The following is a 17,042-nucleotide window of genomic DNA, read 5'->3' as shown; positions in this document are numbered from 1 at the left end:
AGTGAATATGAAGATTGATATCTTTTAACCGCCATACAGGTACAAGCCCCGGGTAATAAAAAAATGTCATCGATCAACTTTGCTTGCACGTAAATTTGACGTTGATAGCACGGTAATCCGTTGGTTTTTGACTTTTTCGATATCAGCCCGCCGTTCGCTGAGAAAACGGGTATTTTTTTGGTTTGCATCTTTTTCAACCATCTGAATCTGTTGATACAGTTCAACCAGATAAGCCAATGGTTCATCATTGGCTTCGGGTAAATCCGGGAAACAATAAAGATCCTGATTATCGTTAAAGAGTGTTTTATGACTAATCTGTGAATGTATATTATTTGCCATATATGATTACCTTTGAAATAGAAATGTGGTTAAAAGAGAACGGCATTTCTATTTTCCATAACACCTTTTCCATAACACCTTTTTCATAATATTAAGTTATGTTTCCGGTGCGATTGGAACGGTTACACTATGGCCTATTATTGTGGGCTATCCAGCCTAAAATATATTTCGGATCTGATCGTTTATAAAAAAGTTTTTATTTCAATAGGGTTTTTAAGATTATGTTTAATGAAGAAAAAGAAAAAAATTATCAGGAAGATATTGTGATGATGGGTATTAAAGATAGCTGTCTCTAATACCCTTTTATCATATAGTTATACTATTACGCTTTTCTATTGATAGGATAAGCAATCATCTCTGCTGTAGGTAATTTTAACCTTTTTCATTCAGATAGCGTTGCGCAAAGAATAAGGCGCTGACATTTCTGGCTTCGTTGAAATCGGGATGTTCAAGTAGGGACATCATGTCTGCGATAGGCCAGCGAACCTGCACCAGTGGCTCCGGCTCATCTCCTTCCAGAACTTCAGGGTATAAATCCTGTGCAATCACGATGTTCATTTTGCTGGAAAAATATGAAGGCGCCATCGTCAGTTTTGTCAGTAACTCAAGCTTTTTGGCTCCTAATCCCACTTCTTCCTTTAATTCACGATTAGCGGCTTCAAATATACTTTCCCCCGCATCAATCGCACCTTTAGGAAAACCCAGTTCATACTGTTCAATGCCTACAGCGTACTCACGTATCAGGAGTAATTCATTGCCAATCACCGGAATAATGAGAACCGCTTCATGATTGGCTGGCTTCATTCGTTCATAAATACGTCGGGCTCCATTACTGAATTCAAGATCAACGGATTGGATGTTGAATAAACGAGAATGGGCAATATCACTTATATTCAATATTTTAGGCTTTTTCAGTTCAATCATGCTTGCCCCTGATGGTTGTTGCGTATTTAAACTTTGCTTTAATATGGCGGATTATGTTAGTAAATGATAGCGATTATCGCTTGTATGTATTTTTGTTATTATCCTGCTTTGCAGAAAATGCTGTCTTTTGTGAATTAGTGTGAGAAAATTTATATAACATGTTGTAAATAAAATTAAAAATAGAAGACGAGAATAGGAATAACCTGATTCTGAGAATTTCTTTGGATTGTTATTTTGTCAGTTTCTGTACTGCTGTCATGGGCGTGGAGAAAAAATGAGTTCACTGGTCATTATATTGGCTATTTTTATCATTAGCCTGACTATAATGGTTTCCTTTCTGACTTTCAGATGGAAGCGGTCTGATAACGCGCATTATATGTCATTGAAGACTAACACAGCCACCCGTAAGCTGAATGCAGTTGAATTTCAGGTGATTGAAGCTTATTTGAAAAATATTCTGCCGCAGACGAAGTCAGACAGAAGCTATATGTCCGGCTATCCGGTATTTCCCATCAGGGATAATAACGTTTACACCATCAGCCATACCATCACCCGTTTTTCTGCTGTTTCTGGGGAAAAGCAGCACTGGCGTTACTATATTGATGAAACAGAACTCTATTTCCCTGCCCTGCTTGAGCCATTCGTTAATCAGCGAAATACCATTGATATTGTTGAAACTTCGTCAATACCGCTGGTAATTGCCGTGAATGGTCACAGTCTGACAGACTATCAGCAAGACTTGTTGGTCACACCGAATATCAAAAAAGCAGCGCATGCTTCAATTCAGAAAAACGGTAATTCGAATGCCAACCTGTTGTATCTGCGTAAAGAAACCCCGGAAGAGTATCGCCTGCGCCACTCCACTGGTATTCAGGAAGGAGCATTAATGTGTGTTGGCTTATCGTTGTGGTTTCTGGCACTTTTTGTACCTTCACCCTTATTGCCGTGGCTGATGTTGGTTTCTGTTCTATTTATACTTGCCAGTTTCTGGCCGTTTTTCAGGCTACCATTTTCACGCCATTTATTGAATATAAGCTGCTTCAGCGGCATCTTGAAACGCTGGGGAGTATTCAGCGAATTTGAGCAGGAAAATAAAAAAAATATCTCTCTGGGAGGGGTTGATCTTGTTTACCCTGTTCACTGGGAACCCTATATTGTTCATGAGCTTGATCAACACACTGATGTGGAAATGTACTCCAATTGCCATGTTATCCGTCAGGGGCCGCATCTTTCATTGCATGAAGAGGAAAAGCACTACCCTTATCAGCGTTACCGGAAGAATCAGATGCTGGTGGTATTTTCTGTCTTAGCTATGCTTGTATTGTATTTTTATCAGCCTGTCAGTTTATCGATGAAATTAAGCTTTGCGTGGTTACATGGCAGTAACACCAAAGTCATTACTGATGTCAGTGAATTATTGAGTATGCCGTTGCGGGAAGGAGATGTTCTGAGGGTTAAGGGTACGGGAATGTGTTACATGCCGCCAAAGTCAGAGAAGCTTCCCGGGCAGAGCCGGCTTTCTTTTATGCCGTTTGACTGCCTTGGTATCTATTGGAACAACGGTAATTTATTGCCCATACCGGAATCGGATATTATTAATAAAGCATCGGCGTTGCTGACAACGGTAAATGAGCAACTGCGTCCCATGGAACATAACCGGAAATACAACCCCAGTCTGAATGAAGTGATTGCTAAATCAGGCATGACATTACTCGATAATTTTTCTCAGATTATTTTGAAGACGAATGCACTTTGTCAGAAGGAAAATGATTGTAGTCGGCTGAAAAATGCACTGGTTAATTTAAGTAATGCCAAAAGCTGGGATGACCTTTTAAGTCAGACAGAAAAAGGGAAACTGAATGGAACTAAGGTACTATTGCGTTCAGTGAGTGCTGATGCATTAGGAAAATTAGTTGATACGACCACGGCTTCATTTATCTACCGGGAAACTGACAGGTTCAGTATTCTCCTGAACAGTCCTCCACCGGGGGGCGTTTTATTGATGAGTGATGAAGAACGTCCATTAGTTGAGTATCCTGTTACAGCACTTATTACTTATGATGCCACTGCATTGCAGCGGTGGCATGAGTTATTACGGCTGGTGGGGGTATTGATGCATATGCCATTTGAAACGAAAGGTATCGTAACGGGGCTATCGGAAGATGCAAATGGAACCCTCCATATTATGCTGCACAGTGAGCCTGACTCTATGACATTGAGTCGTTATCTGGGAAGCTGTCTTTTTCTGGCGGTACTGATGGCGACACTGATAGTCAATGGAATGTTGGTTATCAAGAAAAAACAGAAAAACAGGCTGCGTCTTATGCATATAAAGCAGTACTACGACCGTTGCTTCAATGTGAAGGAACAATCAATGAATTAGCGATAGTCAAGTGGGCTATGCTACCCTGAACCTGTTTTTTGTCATCTCCGATCAGGTATTGTTGACTGAACATTACCCGTTAATATTGAAACAGCACAATCAGAGAGAACAACTATGCCTAATTCAGACAATAATCAAGCTGTTCGCCTTGATAAGTGGCTGTGGGCAGCCCGTTTTTACAAAACCCGCTCCATTGCGCGAGACATGATTGATGGAGGCAAAGTCCATTATAATGGGCAGCGGGGAAAGCCCAGTAAACTGGTTGAGTTGAATGCTGTCATTAAACTGCGTCAGGGCAGTGATGAGAGAACAGTCACCGTGCTGGCCCTCAGCAGTCAAAGGCGTGGTGCTACAGAAGCCCAGCAGCTTTATCAGGAAACGGAAGAAAGCATCATTAAACGGGAAAAAGTGGCTTTAGCCCGTAAAATGAATGCATTAACGATGCCACATCCTGATCGTCGCCCGGATAAGAAAGAACGGCGTACACTGATTAAGTTCAAGAATACAAAATTAAATGAGCTGGAATCCTAATAAATTTCGAGTCTTATGTTGCCAGCAAAGTGGCGGCTTGAAAGGTAAAGAGGATAACCGTCTCAGTGAAATGAGAGAGATTTATGATCAAACATGACCAATTACACCGCTTTTTATTTGAAAGTCATTCTGTCAGGGGTGAACTTGTTACCGTCAGTGAGACTTACCAGCGGATGTTGGAAAATCACAATTTTCCTCAGCCTGTACAGCAATTGTTGGGTGAATTGTTGGTCGCAACCAGCCTGTTGACCGCCACGCTGAAATTTAACGGAGATATTACCGTACAGATTCAGGGAGACGGGCCTGTTAAACTGGCTGTTATCAATGGTAATAACCAGCAGCAGATGCGTGGTACTGCCCGTATTGATGGTGATATCCGTGCTGAAAGCAGCCTGCGTGATATGGTTGGTAATGGTTATATGGTCATTACAGTTACACCTACAGAAGGTGAGCGCTATCAGGGCGTTGTCGCGCTGGAAGGCGAAACGCTGGCTGAATGTCTGGATGCGTACTTCAGGCAGTCAGAACAGTTGCCAACCAGATTGTTTATCCGTACAGGTGTGCAGGATGGCAAAATGGCGGCTGGTGGAATGTTATTGCAGAACCTGCCTGGAGCACAAACCGGTGATGATGATATGCTTGGTCATCTGGTTCAGCTCACGACAACTATCAAGGGTGAAGAGCTGTTTACGCTGGATATAAAAGAAATTCTGTATCGTCTTTACCATGAAGAAGATGTCACCCTGTATGAACCTCAGCAGATTGAGTTCCGCTGTGGCTGTTCTCATCAACGGTGTGCTGATACTCTGGCAACCTTACCGGAAGAGGATCTGCGCGATATTCTGCATAAAGATGGCAAAATTGACATGGAATGTGAATTCTGTGGTATGCATTATATTTTCGATGAAAAAGCAATTGATGAAATAAAAGAAGTGAAGCAATAATAATTATATTGATTGTATTTATATATTAGTTTTGGAGGGCGTATAAATACGCCCTTTTTATTATTAAAAATTTTTTATTTCGTGTCCTGTGTCTCATATAACACTAAAAAAAATAATAAGATTTCAATTTTTTGATAACAATCGCGGTTAATTAGTCATAAATATTTATTATTTCCGGCGGAGATAGAGATAAAATCTAACTGATCAGGAGCAATAAATGAGCGTTACAGGCATTACTGCGCAGGAGCTTACGGTTTATGGTATTCGTGATGTCAGCGAAGTTATCTATAACCCAGGCTATGAATTGTTATTCTCTGAAGAAACAAAATCCTCTTTGCAGGGATATGAGAAAGGAACATTGACCAATCTTGGTGCTGTCGCAGTAGATACTGGGATTTTTACAGGGCGTTCTCCTAAAGATAAATACATTGTGCGCGATGATGTAACTCGCGATACGGTGTGGTGGGCAGATCAGGGAAAAGGTAAGAACGATAATAAACCTCTCAGTCAGGAAACCTGGTCTCATCTTAAGGGATTAGTTACTCAGCAGCTTTCAGGCAAACGTTTGTTTGTGGTCGATGCGTTCTGCGGTGCGAATGCAGACACTCGTCTGAAAGTGCGTTTTATCACGGAAGTGGCATGGCAGGCTCATTTTGTCAAAAACATGTTTATCCGCCCTTCGGATGAAGAGCTGATCGATTTCACGCCGGATTTCATTGTGATGAACGGTGCTAAATGTACGAATCCACAATGGAAAGAGCAGGGTCTGAACTCTGAAAACTTTGTTGCTTTTAACCTGACAGAAAAAATGCAGCTGATCGGCGGTACTTGGTATGGCGGTGAGATGAAAAAGGGAATGTTCTCAATGATGAACTACCTGCTGCCACTGAAAGGTATTGCTTCCATGCACTGTTCCGCAAACGTGGGTGAGCAAGGTGATGTAGCTGTTTTCTTCGGCCTTTCCGGTACCGGTAAAACCACACTTTCCACTGATCCGAAACGTAAATTGATCGGTGACGATGAACATGGCTGGGACGATGACGGCGTATTTAACTTCGAAGGTGGTTGTTATGCAAAAACCATCAACCTGTCGAAAGAAGCCGAACCGGATATTTATCACGCCATTCGCCGTGATGCATTGCTGGAAAATGTGACTGTGCTGGCTGATGGTTCAGTTGATTTCAATGATGGTTCGAAAACAGAAAATACCCGCGTCTCTTATCCTATCTACCATATTGAAAATATCGTTAAGCCGGTATCAAAAGCTGGGCATGCGACCAAAGTCATTTTCCTGACTGCTGATGCTTTTGGTGTATTGCCACCGGTTTCCCGCCTGACACCGGAACAGACTCAATATCACTTCCTGTCAGGTTTTACCGCTAAGCTGGCCGGAACAGAGCGTGGTGTAACAGAACCGACACCGACTTTCTCTGCGTGTTTTGGCGCGGCATTCCTGTCGCTGCACCCGACTCAGTATGCTGAGGTGCTGGTTAAGCGTATGCAGGCATCCGGTGCAAAAGCCTATCTGGTGAATACTGGCTGGAACGGCACTGGCAAACGAATCTCTATCAAAGATACCCGCGCGATTATTGATGCTATTTTAAATGGCGATATTGAAGATGCGGATACCATCGAATTACCAATTTTTGACCTGACTGTACCTACTACATTGCCGGGTGTTGATAGCGGGATTCTAGATCCACGCAATACTTACGCGGATAAATCTGAGTGGGATGTTAAAGCTAAAGATTTGGCACAGCGTTTCATTGATAACTTCGATAAATATACCGATACCGCCGCTGGTGAAGCGTTGGTGAAATCCGGGCCTAAGTTGTAAGAGTCTTGGAGTTGTAAAAGACTCAGGCTAGCTGTATCAAACAAGGTGGGACAGTGCTCCCACCTCTGATATGAAATAATTAATCCAACAAAACTCCCTCATTTTTTGCTCTGAATTACCTTATAGCTAATTTAGTTCTGTTTTCAGAGCTAAGTTTCGTTACCTATTTCCCTAATGTATTTGCTCGTGATACCTGATATATGTATTGCGGGTATGAGGAAGATAAAAATGTGCCGTTAATTAATCATTATAAATTTTTAGGGCATAGGTTACATGCATCAGCATAAATTAGTTACTGACGACTATGGGACATATTTAGGTACATTTAACGGTATTAGTTACCTTGATATTGAATTCATACTTTCTGAAAATACAACACGACGTATAAAATTAAGGATGCTTTTTTGTCCACCATCTATGGATCCCGTTGCCGCAGAAACCATGTATAAAATGCTGGGTAATGACTTGAAAACTATGCACGTTCAGGTTGTTAGCTTCTATAATCTGGAGCAACAATACATTGAGCCAACTAAAATTTTCTCTAAACCAGAAGGTCTTATGAAATTAAATCTGGGTGAACTGAATTACCTCTACGGTACGTTGGTTGACTTCATGGTTAAGGTTGCACAAAATGAAAGCATAGATGTGTTGTATTTTTCAGCAGAAAATGAGCAGCTCAATAAGATATATCCCAGGTATGTGAAGCGCTTTGTTAAAGAGTATGGTCTGGAATATTTAAATGACGGGGGTAGTTATGCGATACGAATGCAAAGATAAGCATGAAAAAGATACAGTCGATTTCGAAGCTATCCGTCAGGGTAAAATTGAGATGATTCAAAAGTTTATCGCTGCTAAAAAAGAGGCAGAGAGTAAAGGAAAAATTGTATTTAAACCACTCTAAATCAAATAACAATTACTGAAAACCTCGTTGAAAAATAACGGGGTTTTTTATTACCTGAAATTAAACATAAAAAAAAGCCAACATCAAGTTGCTGGCTATAAAGTAAACACTGGAAGCAATGTGAGCAATGTCGTACTTTCACATGACCCTGAAGGTGGTGCACTGAAAGTGTTAATAATGATAATCGTTCTCAATATCATTTGTAAAGTGTTTTTTTGACCAAAATTAGATCCCGATCGCCTTTCTTGTAACAATGTTGGCTAACTCAACTACACTTATTTCGGTTAAATTATACTCAGGTTTCTGAATTTAAAAAGGAAGTTCAATGTTACCTATACTTCCCTCATACATTGACCGCTTTATTGGCAATGCTGCCTTAATCCCTGATGAAATCGGTGAATCTCCTTGCCGTGTTTACAGTTTTATGCGGGGTAATGACCATTTTTTCCTCAAATATTCTCCTTCTGTTTATGCCAATACGACTTACAGCGTCATGCGTGAAGCCGCAGTACTGGATTGGCTGGCTGATCGCCTGAATGTCGCGGAAGTTGTCTGTGTGGCGGAAAATTCAGAAGGCGAATTTATGATCTCCTGTGATGTTCGTGGTGAACCATTATACGACCGGATCAAGGCGAATCGGCCTGTCCTAGAGCTGTTTCATGAAGCCGTGCACCAGATGCAGTCTGTGTCTGTTGTTGATTGTCCGTTTGACTCTGGCGCAGGCTTTCGTCTCAATGAGCTTGAGTATTTGCTGGATCATGGCTTGTGTGCTCAGGAATATGACCTTGAACAGTGGCCGGGAATCACGACTCCACAGAGTTTGCTAATGCACCTTTATTCCTCTTTACCTAATGAGGATCGTGTGTTTTCCCATGGTGATCTCGGTGACAGCAATATTTTTGTTGATGAACATGACAAGCTGTATTTTATTGATCTTGGGCGGGGAGGCGTGGCTGATCGCTGGCTGGATATCGCATTTGTGCATCGCAACTTACGTGAAGAAGTTTCAATGGATACAGCGGCTGCCTTTCTTCGCACGCTTGGCGGTTTTGATAACCCGGCCAAGCGTGAGTTCTTCGAACAGTTGGACGAACTGTTTTAGCCCGGAATAAGCTCACTTACGGGGGATTGTCGTGAGTGAGCTGTCATTTTCGCCAACTCCATTTGGTAGAGATGTTGAGTGCTGGCATCAGAAAACTGATAAGGTGTTGACTGATAACCCCGCAACCAGAGCAGAAGCCATCCTTTGTGGGTATCAGGGCACAGCCCGGCGAAGCGGAATCCACCATTTTGCAGTTGTGGATACAGCTTCAGGCCTGCTTCACTGGCAGGAAGTTTCAGATAGATTAACTGGTTACTCGGATAATCTATGATCTCTGATAAAAAGTCTGAATCCGCTTCATACAGTGTGATCTCCAGACGCCTCCCGTTTACTTTTGAGGTAAACAGGCCGGAGGTTATTGCATCGACAGAAAAAGCGGAATAACTCTCTTGTCCTTCATCAGATAATGATTTTCCAACATACTCACCTATCTGATCAGTCCAGTTCTGCCAAGGTTTTGGCCAGTTCAGCTTAGGTAACGGAAATGCCTGAAGAGGCAAAACCCCCTGTACAATACTTTCAGGTTCCGGCAATCCGAATGGGGAATCAACATAATCCAGCATTAATGCGGTCGAATAAAAGCCCAGATTTTGTGCCAGATACTGACTTTTATGATGCGAACAGACTTGTTTTATCGTCAGTAAACGATACTGTTTTTCTTTTGCATAATGGCACAAATAACGACCCAAAGATTTAGCAATACCTTTGCCCTGAAATTGCGGACATACCACAACCAGTGCCAATTCAGCCTGATCCTGCTGCTCCATATCCTTAACAAGGGATGCATGACCTATCAGCCGTCCCCGATAAAAAGCCAGAGCTGAATACCACTTTCCTGTTGTTTGATAGTCATCTATCAACTTTGGCAAATAGATATCAGGATAGACATACGAATCACCGTAAACCCCACGGAATAACTGACTGATATGCTTCCCATCACCTGATTGATAGCAGCGGATCTGTATAGCGGAGTCCACAATAGCCGGGTCTAAAATAGCAGAAGGAAAAGTAGTCATCGATTTCAGCCTTTAGTTATAACTACGCAGATCCACAACTCGCTGCAACTTACCCGAACGTGGGTGGGTATACATCGCATCGATATTTGTCTGAATAATCTCCAGCATACCTTGCTGAAAATGGGTCGTATTCAGTCCGGGAAATGCCGAGAACACGTTATGGCGTATTTTTTCGACGTCAACGGGTTCAGGGCTGGCGACCAGTAATTTGATTTTGTCTTCTGATGATTCCTGAGACAGGACTAACTGCCAGGCGAGCAGTTCGGTTTGTGGTGATAACTGGGTAGCCAAGTCATCGGGGAATAATGAAAGATCGCCAACCCTGATCCGGTAGCCCTGATTAGCGCGACCCTGAAGAGCAAATTTACGGTATGGTTGTTCGGCTTCACACCAACAGGCCAGATCACCGGTAGGATAGCGCAGTACCGGCATGAGTTGCCTTTGTAAGTTAGTCACAACCAACATCCCGCGATGCCCGGCTTCCGTAATAGGCTCATAAGTCTCTTCATCGAGAATTTCAATGATAGTATCGTCATCGAAAACCCGGTGTTCCCCCGGCCCGCACTCAGGATCGGCAAAGCCAATTAAACCACCATCAACACTGGCGCAACCAACAGAACCAAAACGAGCCTGTGGGAAAACCTGACGCATTGCGGCTATTTGCCCTTCAAACAGGCTTTCTCCGCCATAAAGGATAGTTTCCACCATTGGCAGAGTCTGTCCGCTCTCTTGCAGATATTGAGCAAAGCGGATGAGCTGGACGGGAACCCCCGCCAGCACGTTGATATTGTGATACTGAATATTGTGGGCCAGCAAACCGTCATCTACCTTACAGGTGAAGGGAAACTCCACAATAGGTAATGATGAGTTAGACAGTGCACCATGAATGAACAGCAAACTGGTGTAAAGGTCGCCTGCAAAGAACAGGTTGGCGACGCGATCCCCCGGCTTTAGCTGACGGGCAATGGCTTCGCCAAAAGAGTGAATAAATGCTTTCCACTCTTGTTGGCTGAAAACTGACAGTCGCCCATCGCTGGTTGAACCGCCGGTTTTAAAGACATGGCCACCTTCCATTGGTGCAGTAAGAACAGGCCAGCTCTGTAAATTGTCTGAGCCAGCCCAGTAATGACCGGGTTCGACCAAGGGTAAATCTTGCAGCGTCCAATCATCAGGAACAGACTGGTAAAGTTCCCGATAATAAACAGAATGCTTACGTACATGATTGAACAGATCAATTAACGTTATGCTTTTCATGATATTCATTTCACTTAATCAGAATTTACGTAAGTCAATAAACAAAGGGGCTTTTCCGCTACTGGCATTCCGACGAAATTCTGTGGCCGAGGAAAAGGTAATATCCAGATGCAACATTCCACCTTCAATCACTTCCTTAATTTTGTCATTCTGCTTCAGTCCTAATAAATATTGGCGAACCGCTGAAACGTTCTGGTTGTCAATCAAAAGCTGAATGCTGCCGATTCCGTTATCATCGTGATTGATTATCCACTGCACAGGGTCTTTCAGTTGTGCAGACAGTTCATCCAGATTGATAAAAATACTGCCGACGCGTAACAGGGCACCGTTACGTCCGACAAGTCGGAAACGGGGCGCTGTCAGGCCACAGGAACAAGGCTCAGTGAGCCAGTATCCCAGATCGCCTAAATCGTAGCGCTGAACAGGCTGGGCTTCCCGATGTCGGGAAGTGAAGATCAGGCGACCTGTTTCACCTTCTGCAACAGGAGTGTCATCATGAATATTAAGAATTTCAAGCCACTGAGTATCCGCCATTAAGTGGAAAACACCATCTTCACTGGCTGAGCATCCATGGCCTAACGGGCCTGCATCGACTGAGCCGTAAACGGCGGAACGTATCAGAGTAATGCCAAATTCATTCAGAAAAGCCCGCTGGCCTACATTCAGATGTTCTCCGCCCAAAAACAGCTTACGTACCCCGCCATACTCGCGTAGTTTGTCGGTTTCACTCATGAACAACCGATGTATTGTGCTTGGCATACCAACCAGTGTATTAATGCGTTGCTGTACGATTAAGTCCGCTATTTCACTGAAATCGTCGTCAACCGGGCCACCCATCGGATATTGAGCAACACCCAACTTATCCAGAATAGTGAAGAAACTCATCATTCCGCCGTAAAGCTGCCCGCCATACAACAGATTCATGACCCGATCTGTTGCGGGTTCCAGCCCACAGGCAAACACGCCATCAGCCGCTGACTGCATTTGTTTGTGATAATCAGCATAGCTGTAAGCAGCCAGTTTAGGTGCACCGCTGCTGCCTCCGCTGCGGAAGAACAGACGGCTTTTTTCATTGGGAATCAGTGCCTGAAAATCGGCTTTATTCATTACCGGCAGGCTGTCCAACCCGTGCGGACGGGAAGGCGGCGTATTCAGGTGGGCGCAACCAGCCAGAGTATCGTCAGGCAGACTCACGGAAACCCGTTTGGCAAGGCGTGTCAGTGCATAAACGCCATCGTGTGGTTCACCACTGTAGCCATTGTGCATCTGACCTGCCGGAGCTATACGGCTGACGCCCGCAGCGAACAGAGCATGACTCATCTCAGCAATATCTTCCTGACCTGCAATCAAAGCACAGCTTTGAAGATGATTACGCCACGGACGCAGAATAGAACATAATTGCTGACGAGGTGCCGGGCGTAACTGTAATGTCCGGAACAGAGGAGAAGCTGCCAGTTCCTGTTCATGTCGCCATACTACCCGCCATCCTTCGTTCTGCCAGAGTTCGCCATTAACTGGAGTGAAAGATAAATCGAGGTGCTGAAACGCCAGTTGAGTGGTAATTTCGGCAGACTCCTGAACATTTGCCTGTAATGCCGGATGTAACCCGGAACGACGCTCAAGAGCGGCGGCCATACGTTGCCCGATATCCTGCAAAATTGCCGGATCGTCGCTATCAACCAGCAGGCATTGCGGGCTGGAACAGGCTTGCTGATCATAACAACAAATATCATCTGCCAGAACGTCCAATTGGGAGTCATCGACTGCATCAGGGGCCAGCCACGCAAAACTGATACGGTGTCCCCAGTCTATCCAGCGGCAACCGGCAGGCAGTTGGCTACGAATAGAAGATAATGCTGAGTCTCCGCCCCAGGCAGAAACAGCATCAGCCTGACTTAACAAATCACTCAACTGTGTGGCAGGTAAAGACAAAACAGTAACTCTGTCAGCTAAATTGCCGGAAACATCATGGGCGAGAAATGCATTCAGAAGTTGTTCACTAAAGCCTTTATCACTGCTGCTCGGACGTAACCAGTTAATATTGCCGACCAGTAAACTTTCCAGCACAGCCATAAAAGGAAGAAGTGCAGCATTGGACGGTGTGATATGGACAACCAGCCCCAGCGGTTTCCACGATTCATAGCGATTCTGGTTATAATCGAACCTGCGCAGGGAAAAGGCATCTTTGCCAAGCTCCCGCTCCAGCTTAGTCTGTAGAGCTTCACGCTGACAGAAAGTGATGAGTGCTTCACGTGTTCTGGCATCAAAAAGAGGATGAGTATCCATACCGGCAAGATGATCGGCAAAGCGTTGTGCACACTCAAGTACCTGTTCCGCAGTATGAGGTCGCGCCAGAAGTTCTGGTAATCGCTTACGTAATTTCAAAATTTTTTGTTTTGCCAACTGTTCGACAGAAAGCTGGTCATTATTAGCTTCTATGGCAGACATCTCAGGCCTCTTTTATCAATTCTGATGCGGCAATCGCACAACTACGACTTTTGCTGGTACCAGCACGACCAAGCAATTCAAACCAATCGGTATCCAGTTCACAGCCACAGCTACTGCCGGGATGCAGTACAGCCAGATCGCTCATCACAATGCTGTGCGCCGGGCTGGAAGTGATAAAAGGTGAGACGAAGTGCAGAAAACCCGGTTCACCATAAGGTTGTCGTGACATATTAGCGGTATGCCGGATATAGACCCGTGAATAGACCGGAACATGAAAACGATGGTGAGAACATTCCATATAAGGCACAGGATGTTCGACGGAACCGTAGCCATCGCGACAACGTATATCCGGGATACCTAATTGTTTCACCAGCCGTTGATATAGCTCCTGTTTAGGAATGGCTTTGTCGGCATGGGTTTTCCAGCCGCCACCCAGAGAAACCAGTGAATCCGGATGTAATTTCAGAGCAGGCAGCCCCATTTGTTCCATTCTTTGCAGGGTAAACCACAGGAAAGCAGGAAAGCCGAAAATACGCACAGGTAGCCCTTCTTCAGCAAATTCCTGAAGAGCCTTAATCGTACCGAACGGGTCAAATTCGTTACTTTTCCCGTTATGGCGCAGTGCATAATAGGAGCGGTTTACCGGCGCATACTTACACAGAAACTGATCGGTATAAGACGTTCCTAAAGTAACGGCTCCAGCAGGCTCATAACTGAGCAGCAGATAATTGCAGGGTTGATCAGGGGTATTCCAGCCATAATAGTTAAAAATACGATCCACCATATCCTGTGCGGCTGTGATACTTCTGGGGTCATAGTGCATACGGCTTTTCTGCCCGGTTGTGCCTGAGGAAGTTAATTCCAGAGCATCCACCGTGCTGTTGCTGACGATCAAATTACGTTTAAAATAATTGGCAAAAAGAGGCGGCAGGCCTGACCAATCATCCATTGCCATTACAGATTGTTTATTTAAACCATTATTCGCCAGCCATTGTTCATATCCTGGTGTATGTTCACAGTGATATAACGTCAGTTCACGCATAGCATCATTAAATAATGCATCATGCTCGGCACAGGCATGATAAGGGTGTGCTAAGGCACAAAGTGCTTTAACATGGGTTAAGTTTTGCATATTTAAGACTCATTCTTTTTGAACAGAACAATCTTGGGATTAATATCCCAATAAAGGTTGATAATTTTGTTCGCTCATATTTTGGATGTAATAATTTTTTATAGATTTATTTCGTTATCCGATATAAATCACTCACTCTAATAATTAATCCCTGAGGCTTTGTTGCAGGATGATGTTGGAAGGTTCTGACCATTGTTAAAGTTATTTTTAAACTATTCTAATTGGGTGTTTCACTGGTAAATGTGCCTTCGCCAGTTTTATAGTTTGGAGTCAGTCCTAATTTGCCGCGCATTATTCCAAATAGAAAGACAATAATCAATCTGTTTTTCTTATGTTTTAAGTCTATTCATTCAGTATGGCGTATCATTATTTAATGTGTGTATTTCATTATTTACCTCTTAAATGAACTCACCTTTTTCAATAATAGGAATATTTTTATTTTTTGCGTGATGATTTTTAAAAGAATTTATTATGTTGCGTTATTATTAATATTTTTTTAACAACCAATCATAGTGTGTTAATATTATCCTGTTATGTGAGTGGCATATGTAACTATGTGACTGGGATGAATGAGCGCAGCCAACAAAGAGGCAACTTGAAAGACGAAGTGTATAGACTCAGCTTCAGCATGTCTTTGGTCTGTAAATTATAAAATTTACCGTCGTCATGTTCGGCTCTGTGCAGAAAAAGTGCTATGCATAGCCTTATACGGTGAGTGGTGGTGTTATTGCATTGCAGGCAGCGCTTCGCTTACTGCAAATGGGAGACGACGATAAATTCCGCCTGTCTTTGGTATCTATTATTACAAGCCCCGTAATCGACAGGGCCTGTTAAATAAACAATATATTCTTACTGGTCTTTAGGTGGACGAGCCAACTCATTTAATGGCACAAAAATTCGTCCATCATCCCCGTCAAAAGCATATAACCACCATTCTTCTACCTCCAGTTCATAAAAACGACGGGTACCCAGACCATAAAACTCACTAATATGCCGCGCATTTTTCTTTCTGATATCTGGATCAGGAAATACACGGCTGTGATAGTAATCGTAAGTATCTTGTAATTCTGTATAAGCTATTTCACGGGCTAATCCGCTAAATTGTGCTCCTGCTACGTCTTCGAAAACATCCTGATTGAGTCGGCCGCTGAATATTGAACCGCTGGCACGTGGATCGACGGACAGCCCACGGGAGTGTCGGGTCTCTGATTTTGAATACCAAATCAGGCGTAGTGGATTATAACGAGGAATATAAAGCAAAGGTGCTGTCCAAACAGCGTTGGTTTCAGGATGGGAAGTGGCAAGACAAAAAAAACGGATATTGCTGAGAATAGTAAAACTACTTTGGGCATTTTTATTCATAACTTCCTCTTTAACAGAATAATTCTGTATTCAGAACATTATGGTGTTATTAATTTTTTATAAGCCTGTTATTCAATGCAACTGCATCAGTATAACTTGCGTTGAGGATTATAATCATTATTGGATAAATAGTTAGAGTAAATAATTACTTTAAATTTATCATATCATTAATAAATAAAATCATTTTATTGAATATGATACTTTTTCTGTTTCGACCGGAGTTGCTCAGATATTGATATTGTTAATAGAGTGTTTTGGTTTCTACATAGTGATTAAATAGCAACATCATTACAAAGATTCTGGAACAGAGAACTGCCGTCATATAACCACAGGCAGGCAAGAACAGGGGGATAATCTGTCCGTTTTTTGCCCATTCAGGGTTTTTGTCTTGTGATAGGGAGATTGATGATTAGGTTTCGTGGCCGTTTAAACGGCCACATTTAATGAATAGGGTGATTACACAAAATGGTAAACAGAGTCTTTTTCAGAAATTGCACTTATTATTCGAATCTAAGGTTTAATTAGATTCATAATAGCTTACCCTCATTGTGAATCTATTCATGTCGAGATTTGACGGCCAGTTGTTTTTATTTTTTAAAACAATGCCAAAATTAACTATATCGCCAGAATATGCGTAGCTTTGCATTAGTTTTCGAGATGCGGGTGTATAATCTCCTCTATATCGAAGGTCTACTAATATCATTTTTATTTTTTGAGGTATTTCATTCCAAGCCTGTTCTGGATCTATATTTGGGTTGCTATGGAATGCTCATAGATAGGCTCTTAAGAATTAAGCCGTTCAAAACACGCATCCAATGTTTTGTTTTTACATGATTTTCTTTGTGGTGTTTTGAACGCGTTCTGGCATA

General features: G+C 43.0%; 14 protein-coding genes. 7 read left to right on the top strand and 7 right to left on the bottom strand.

Annotated elements, in window-relative coordinates; all coding sequences use genetic code 11:
* Positions 1–66: 66 nt before the first annotated feature.
* Both Xinn_RS13340 and nudE read right to left on the bottom strand, forming a co-directional pair.
* The gene (locus Xinn_RS13340; protein ID WP_086954799.1) at positions 67–339 is read right to left on the bottom strand and encodes a Tc toxin subunit A; all 273 of its coding nucleotides are present in this window, start codon (positions 337–339) and stop codon (positions 67–69) included.
* A gap of 372 nt (positions 340–711) precedes the next feature.
* Entirely contained in the window at positions 712–1,263 is a 552-nt protein-coding gene (gene nudE / locus Xinn_RS13335; protein WP_086954798.1) for an ADP compounds hydrolase NudE, read from the bottom strand.
* A gap of 274 nt (positions 1,264–1,537) precedes the next feature.
* On the opposite strand from nudE, the gene Xinn_RS13330 reads away from it, so the two are divergent.
* The 7 genes from Xinn_RS13330 (at position 1,538) to Xinn_RS13300 (ending at position 8,961) form a co-directional block, all read left to right on the top strand.
* A complete protein-coding gene (locus Xinn_RS13330) occupies positions 1,538–3,646 on the top strand; it encodes an IgaA/UmoB family intracellular growth attenuator (RefSeq protein WP_086954797.1) in 2,109 nt (702 codons plus the stop codon).
* 114 nt (positions 3,647–3,760) lie between these two features.
* The gene (gene hslR, locus Xinn_RS13325) at positions 3,761–4,177 is read left to right on the top strand and encodes a ribosome-associated heat shock protein Hsp15 (protein ID WP_086954796.1); all 417 of its coding nucleotides are present in this window, start codon (positions 3,761–3,763) and stop codon (positions 4,175–4,177) included.
* An 83-nt stretch (positions 4,178–4,260) separates the two neighbouring features.
* Positions 4,261–5,121, top strand: coding sequence for an Hsp33 family molecular chaperone HslO (gene hslO / locus Xinn_RS13320; protein ID WP_086954795.1), 861 nt, complete (start codon positions 4,261–4,263; stop codon positions 5,119–5,121).
* A 217-nt stretch (positions 5,122–5,338) separates the two neighbouring features.
* A complete protein-coding gene (gene pckA / locus Xinn_RS13315; protein WP_086954794.1) occupies positions 5,339–6,958 on the top strand; it encodes a phosphoenolpyruvate carboxykinase (ATP) in 1,620 nt (539 codons plus the stop codon).
* A 273-nt stretch (positions 6,959–7,231) separates the two neighbouring features.
* Positions 7,232–7,735, top strand: coding sequence for a hypothetical protein (locus Xinn_RS13310; protein ID WP_086954793.1), 504 nt, complete (start codon positions 7,232–7,234; stop codon positions 7,733–7,735).
* Positions 7,713–7,859: a hypothetical protein gene (locus Xinn_RS22030; RefSeq protein WP_169923580.1), complete on the top strand. Its 147-nt coding sequence runs from the start codon at positions 7,713–7,715 to the stop codon at positions 7,857–7,859. The genes Xinn_RS13310 and Xinn_RS22030 overlap by 23 nt, the downstream gene beginning before the upstream one ends.
* 325 nt (positions 7,860–8,184) lie before the next feature.
* Positions 8,185–8,961 carry an APH(3') family aminoglycoside O-phosphotransferase gene (locus Xinn_RS13300; protein ID WP_086954791.1) on the top strand — a complete coding sequence of 259 codons (777 nt, stop codon included), beginning with the start codon at positions 8,185–8,187 and terminating at the stop codon, positions 8,959–8,961.
* On the opposite strand, the gene Xinn_RS13295 is transcribed toward Xinn_RS13300, so the two are convergent.
* From Xinn_RS13295 to Xinn_RS13275, 5 genes are all read right to left on the bottom strand, one after another.
* A complete protein-coding gene (locus Xinn_RS13295; protein WP_086954790.1) occupies positions 8,958–9,977 on the bottom strand; it encodes a GNAT family N-acetyltransferase in 1,020 nt (339 codons plus the stop codon). The two genes, Xinn_RS13300 and Xinn_RS13295, sit on opposite strands and share 4 nt — an antisense overlap.
* 12 nt (positions 9,978–9,989) lie before the next feature.
* Entirely contained in the window at positions 9,990–11,231 is a 1,242-nt protein-coding gene (locus Xinn_RS13290) for a phenylacetate--CoA ligase family protein (RefSeq protein ID WP_244590200.1), read from the bottom strand.
* A gap of 18 nt (positions 11,232–11,249) precedes the next feature.
* Positions 11,250–13,679: an acyl-CoA reductase gene (locus Xinn_RS13285; RefSeq protein WP_086954789.1), complete on the bottom strand. Its 2,430-nt coding sequence runs from the start codon at positions 13,677–13,679 to the stop codon at positions 11,250–11,252.
* Position 13,680: 1 nt separating this feature from the next.
* Positions 13,681–14,811 (bottom strand): LuxE/PaaK family acyltransferase, encoded by a 1,131-nt coding sequence (locus tag Xinn_RS13280; RefSeq protein ID WP_086954788.1) that lies wholly within the window; start codon positions 14,809–14,811, stop codon positions 13,681–13,683.
* Positions 14,812–15,660: 849 nt separating this feature from the next.
* A complete protein-coding gene (locus tag Xinn_RS13275; protein WP_086954787.1) occupies positions 15,661–16,173 on the bottom strand; it encodes a pyridoxamine 5'-phosphate oxidase family protein in 513 nt (170 codons plus the stop codon).
* Positions 16,174–17,042: the final 869 nt, after the last annotated feature.

It is taken from the genome of Xenorhabdus innexi, assembly GCF_002632485.1.
In the GTDB taxonomy this organism is placed as follows: Bacteria; Pseudomonadota; Gammaproteobacteria; order Enterobacterales; family Enterobacteriaceae; genus Xenorhabdus; species Xenorhabdus innexi.
Note: the sequence above shows the minus strand (reverse complement) of the source record. Positions and strands in the feature narration are given on the sequence as shown.

Coding starts and splice junctions, on each gene's coding strand:
- Xinn_RS13340 (WP_086954799.1), bottom strand. CDS start 339: ATGGCAAATAATATACATTCACAGATTAGTCATAAAACACTCTTTAAC.
- nudE (WP_086954798.1), bottom strand. CDS start 1,263: ATGATTGAACTGAAAAAGCCTAAAATATTGAATATAAGTGATATTGCC.
- Xinn_RS13330 (WP_086954797.1), top strand. CDS start 1,538: ATGAGTTCACTGGTCATTATATTGGCTATTTTTATCATTAGCCTGACT.
- hslR (WP_086954796.1), top strand. CDS start 3,761: ATGCCTAATTCAGACAATAATCAAGCTGTTCGCCTTGATAAGTGGCTG.
- hslO (WP_086954795.1), top strand. CDS start 4,261: ATGATCAAACATGACCAATTACACCGCTTTTTATTTGAAAGTCATTCT.
- pckA (WP_086954794.1), top strand. CDS start 5,339: ATGAGCGTTACAGGCATTACTGCGCAGGAGCTTACGGTTTATGGTATT.
- Xinn_RS13310 (WP_086954793.1), top strand. CDS start 7,232: ATGCATCAGCATAAATTAGTTACTGACGACTATGGGACATATTTAGGT.
- Xinn_RS22030 (WP_169923580.1), top strand. CDS start 7,713: ATGCGATACGAATGCAAAGATAAGCATGAAAAAGATACAGTCGATTTC.
- Xinn_RS13300 (WP_086954791.1), top strand. CDS start 8,185: ATGTTACCTATACTTCCCTCATACATTGACCGCTTTATTGGCAATGCT.
- Xinn_RS13295 (WP_086954790.1), bottom strand. CDS start 9,977: ATGACTACTTTTCCTTCTGCTATTTTAGACCCGGCTATTGTGGACTCC.
- Xinn_RS13290 (WP_244590200.1), bottom strand. CDS start 11,231: ATGAAAAGCATAACGTTAATTGATCTGTTCAATCATGTACGTAAGCAT.
- Xinn_RS13285 (WP_086954789.1), bottom strand. CDS start 13,679: ATGTCTGCCATAGAAGCTAATAATGACCAGCTTTCTGTCGAACAGTTG.
- Xinn_RS13280 (WP_086954788.1), bottom strand. CDS start 14,811: ATGCAAAACTTAACCCATGTTAAAGCACTTTGTGCCTTAGCACACCCT.
- Xinn_RS13275 (WP_086954787.1), bottom strand. CDS start 16,173: ATGAATAAAAATGCCCAAAGTAGTTTTACTATTCTCAGCAATATCCGT.